Here is a 4,744-nt window from a genome sequence, read left to right as displayed (position 1 = left end):
AAAAAACCGGAAATTAGAAAAATGAATAGTCCTGTTAATAGCAATCCTGATTTTAAAGGTGTTTTCGGAGATAAGCGAATTGCCCGTCGCGCTTCGGAGGTTCTCAATAAGTTAATCATTGGTCGCAGCATCAGCTTACGGCAGATAAGCAGTGATGATTCGCAGCAGCGGAGCTTTTACCGGCTGTTCAACAATGAGAGCTTTAGTGAATCTGGTATAATCAGCAGTATAATTTCCCGCAGTGCTGAATTGAGCAAAGACAGGCACCTGCTGTGCATTCAGGATACAACAGAGTTCAACCTAAGCCCACATCGGGGGCGCCTGAAGGCCAGGAGCGGTCTGGGTACAACCTCCCGGGATGATATCATGGGATTCATGCTCCATAGCAGCTTGGTGGTAGATGCCCAGAGGAGCCATGCTTTGGGCTATTCCTATATAAAAACCTGGGAAAGAGCAGAGGAAGCCCCTGATCGTGATGGGTACGAGCGGTTACCCATAGCAGCAAAAGAATCGTATAAATGGATCGCCGCCGCTAAGCAAAGCAAGGAATTATTAAAAGAGTCAAGGTGCATCACTATCGTGGCAGACCGCGAAAGCGATATCTACGACTTATTCGGGGTTTGCCAGAAAGGGAAGGTAGAAGTACTTATCCGCTCACGACATGACCGGCGTTTATCCGGAGGGCAAAAGATGAGTACCCGTCTGGACAGCCTGCCCGTTATGCACCAATACGATCTTGCTGTACCGGGAGATATCAGGAAAGGCAGCCAAAAGCGTATTGCCCGTATGGGATTGAAGTGGTTTAAAACAGCGCTTTTAAAACCCCATAGCTGTAAGGATAAAGAATTGGCCCCATCGCTGCCCGTATATGTGGTGGAAACCCGTGAGCTTAGCAGAACGGGCAAAGGTATACAGTGGCGGATACTTACCACCCATGAAATAACCAGTACGGAAAGCGCTCTCCAAGCTATCCTATGGTATAAAGAACGCTGGCACATTGAGCAGATCCACCGCTTGCTGAAGACAGAGGGCTTCCGGATAGAAAGCTCCCAGCTGGAACAGGGATGGGCCATCCGAAAGCTCACCCTTCTGGCAATGATGGCAAGTCTCAGGGTATTGCAGATGATGCTCTGCTATCTGGACGACAATGAACAGCCCATCGGAGATGTATTTGACCAGAACGAGCAGGAATGCTTAAGATCGATCAATAGAAAATATGAAGGGAATACCGAAAAACTTAAAAATACGGAGACAGAAAACACCCTCAAGTGGGCCACATGGATTATTGCCAGATTAGGTGGTTGGAAAGGCCGGTCTTCACAAAGAAAGCCTGGCCCGATTGTTTTACAAAAGGGACTGGCTAAGTTCTATAATATTTATGAAGGGTGGAAACTATATCAGGATGACTGTTAAGATGTGTACACACAGTAGCCCTCATGGAGAGGGACAAATAAACAATGGCAGTGTAAAAACCAATGGTACAGCACAAAATACAGCGTGTTACTTTTATAATTGGGATGCTTCGTTGCACTCAGCATGACGAAATTATGAATGGTCTCTCCGTTAGCTTAATGCCTATGCGAAGCGAGTTTCGAACAGACTACTGAGACGTAAAGTCCTGTGCGCAAGCAAGCATTGAAGTTAACTATCAACAACAATCTCTGTTTCATTCTCTGTCGGATGCCCGGTACAAATCAGCACCCTTCCATTCTCTACTTCATCATCCGTTAAAACCTCATTATAATCCATTCTTACCCCACCTTTAATACAATTTGCAGCACATGTTCCACACATTCCGGCCCGACATGAATAAGGCAATTTAATTTCATGTTCCAATGCTACATCCAATATTCTCTTAGTATAAGGAACTTCAAATTGATAAACCTGATTTTGAAAATGCAACCTTACCGAATAAGTATTTCTGTCTATTACCTTTTCTGTCTGGTCATCGTCATCAGCCTCATCTTCCGGCAGGACAAAAGTTTCTCTTTTAATATTTTCGGCAGGAAACCCCATCCCCAGCAAACAAATTCTGCATAAATCCATATAAAATATTGGTCCACAGGTATAAAACAAGGCCTCGTTTTTGTCAAACTCTAACTCATTTTTGATGATCTCTTCTATATAGAACCTGTTTAGACGCGCTTTCATAAGATTTTTACTATTACTAAAAATCCAAATAATATGCAAACGGTCCGGATATTGCTCCTGCCATTGTTTCAACTCCTCCCAAAAGAGCGTATCCCCTTCAGATTTATTACTGTAAACCAAAACAATTTTTGATTTACGCTCTTTCACTAAAGCTGTTTTCAATATGGAAAATAGAGGCGTTATTCCTACACCAGCGGCAAAAAGAAAAATGGTACGTTCTAAATCTTCTTTGGGTTTGTACACAAACAGGCCATTAGGATCCTGTGCAGTTAACTCATCGCCTATGCTTATTCCATGATGCAAAAAACGAGAAATCTCACCGTTATCAATCCTTTTTACAGTAATACTTATAGGTTCGTCTACATCTGGTGAACTATTGAATGAATACGAGCGCCTGATTTCCCGCTCGCCAAAATGAAATACCAAAGATAGGAACTGACCGGCTTGATACGGCGGGAAATCTGAATTTACCGGAACCAGTTTGAAAGTAATATTTTCTCCAGGCTGCGGAATAATGTCAATAACTCTTAGCTGATGCATTTTAACTTCTAATATACTTACAACATCAGCAAAATAGGAAATTAGCCTAATAAAGACAGTAAATTTATTGCAATAATAAAAAAGTCGGGTTTAAAACCCGACTTTCTTTTTTAATTCATTTGTGCCGCTTCTGCTGCCAACTGCTTTCTTTTTTCCTTAACGTACTCGTTTTGCTCTGCATTGAGTACTTTGTAATAAGCAGTGGTTCTTTCCTTAGTCAATCTTTTGATTTCAGCCTTTTTTTCTTCGTCTGTTAAAGCAGAATTAGCTCTTACTTTTTTCGACTCTGCTTTAAAGTCATCCATCAATTTGTTGATTGCCGCTTTCTGCTCAGGAGTTGCCTTCAACTCGTCCAAAAATTCAGGAGAATAATAAGCGGGTAGTTTTACAGCAGGTTTTTTATCCTGTGCATTCGCAGACACTAATAGTCCTACAGCCAAAAAAGCTGTCATAAAAAATCTTTTCATTTCTAATTTAAATAGGTACACCAATATTGATGCTTTTTTATGACATTTGCAATACATTTCTCCTTTTTTTTAAAATTTTTCTCTTTTAGCGGTTTTTATATAAGTATATTAGTGCACTAATTAGCGCTCACTTGATTAACCTTTTTAACTACAAAACTCCGCGTAGATATGCGGCAGATTTCAGGGCTTTTTGTACCTCAACGAACCTGAAAAATGTGTATCTCTTGAGTGTATGTTCGCTATGTATAAATCTATTCAATAGGTTGTTTGCTCTTTTCTTTTGGCAAGATATCAAAGCTATGGAGAACTATCTTGAGCTATCCTTATTAAACTGGATTCAAATTTTTGCGGCTATTATTTTCATATATCTATCAAAACAAGCTACAAAATATGATTGGCCCAGAAAGCAAAAAGACATATTAATTTTTGCATTTATCATCACCATATTAGTAACTACGTTTAGCGTAAGTTATATTATTTCCTTATATAATACAAAGAATACTTTAACGGTATTCTTAATAGGTATAGTAACCGTTTCACTTTTTTTTGCTATCGAGTATAAAGAAATAGTAACGGCCACTGTTTTTATAGTTATAGTATTTGTTCTTGCAATCCTGTTTGTTCCCTTATCAGTAAATCAGAAAGTAATGAATGTATACGCTGCGGTATTTTTAGGCTTCATTTTACTATGTTTTTCCAGATACAATTATTATTTCAAATCGCAGCATTTTGTAAAAATTAAACAGTTGGAGGAGAAAAACCGAGAAATTGAAATATTAAATACCAGAAAAAAAGAAATACTAGCCTTTGTAGCTCATGATTTGCGTACCCCATTAAGCAATATAGAAGCTTTAAGTGAGATGATTGCAGAAAAATATGAGCCTAATCTAATAGAACTAATTTCAAGATCTGCCGGGCAAGCACAACAAATTATACATGACTTAATTGAAGCAGAAAAAGAACATCAGGAACTCCTTTTAAGACAAAAGGTAAATGTTTATAGTTATGTCAGATCAATAACCGATAAATGGCAAATAGACAATTCAAGAAAAATAGTATTAATAGCAGAAGGTTACTTAGATATCGATGTTGAGATAAACACATCTAAAATAGAACGTGTTATGGACAACCTGATTAGCAATGGTCTTAAATTTTCACCCAAAGAAAGCAATCTCGAAATTATCTTAAGTCAGGAAGATACATTTGCAAATATAACTGTTAAAGATTATGGTATAGGTATACCTAAAGAATTACAACAACATCTCTTTAGCCAGTTTTCTGCAGCAGGTCGTACGGGATTACAAGGAGAAAAATCTATAGGTTTGGGACTGCATATTTCCAAGAAAATTGTAGAACAACATAACGGGACTATCTCAGTAGTAAGCAATGAAAATAAAGGAACTGCTTTCACCATTCAGATACCAATTGCCTCTTAATTACTCAGATTCGGCCTTAATTTTATTTTTTTCTTCTATCCATTTAGACATAAATCTGGTAGATGCCATTTGATGATGTTGCAGCATTTTCCCTATAAAATTCCCCATTCTATGCATTTCCAAATTTTTCTTTACCCATTTTACATGATT

4 protein-coding genes are annotated in these 4,744 nt (G+C 38.5%); 2 read left to right on the top strand and 2 right to left on the bottom strand.

Going from position 1 to position 4,744, the window contains the following annotated elements; all coding sequences use genetic code 11:
* Window positions 1-1,413, top strand: a 1,413-nt coding sequence (locus ABWO41_RS15510; protein WP_353140005.1) for an IS4 family transposase, incomplete at its 5' end; no start/stop codon positions are given.
* A gap of 228 nt (window positions 1,414-1,641) precedes the next feature.
* Here ABWO41_RS15510 and ABWO41_RS15505 read toward each other — a convergent pair.
* Together ABWO41_RS15505 and ABWO41_RS15500 are read right to left on the bottom strand one after the other, a co-directional pair.
* Window positions 1,642-2,691 (bottom strand): 2Fe-2S iron-sulfur cluster-binding protein, encoded by a 1,050-nt coding sequence (locus ABWO41_RS15505; protein ID WP_353140003.1) that lies wholly within the window; start codon window positions 2,689-2,691, stop codon window positions 1,642-1,644.
* Between the two features lie 110 nt (window positions 2,692-2,801).
* Window positions 2,802-3,158, bottom strand: coding sequence for a DUF1542 domain-containing protein (locus tag ABWO41_RS15500; protein WP_353140001.1), 357 nt, complete (start codon window positions 3,156-3,158; stop codon window positions 2,802-2,804).
* Between the two features lie 299 nt (window positions 3,159-3,457).
* Here ABWO41_RS15500 and ABWO41_RS15495 point away from each other — a divergent pair, with 299 nt between their 5' ends.
* Window positions 3,458-4,594, top strand: a complete 1,137-nt coding sequence (locus ABWO41_RS15495) for a sensor histidine kinase (protein WP_353139999.1) — start codon at window positions 3,458-3,460, stop codon at window positions 4,592-4,594.
* Window positions 4,595-4,744: the final 150 nt, after the last annotated feature.

This window comes from Pseudopedobacter sp., assembly GCF_040392825.1.
Classification (GTDB): domain Bacteria; phylum Bacteroidota; class Bacteroidia; order Sphingobacteriales; family Sphingobacteriaceae; genus Pseudopedobacter.
This window is presented reverse-complemented; position numbering and strand designations above follow the sequence as displayed.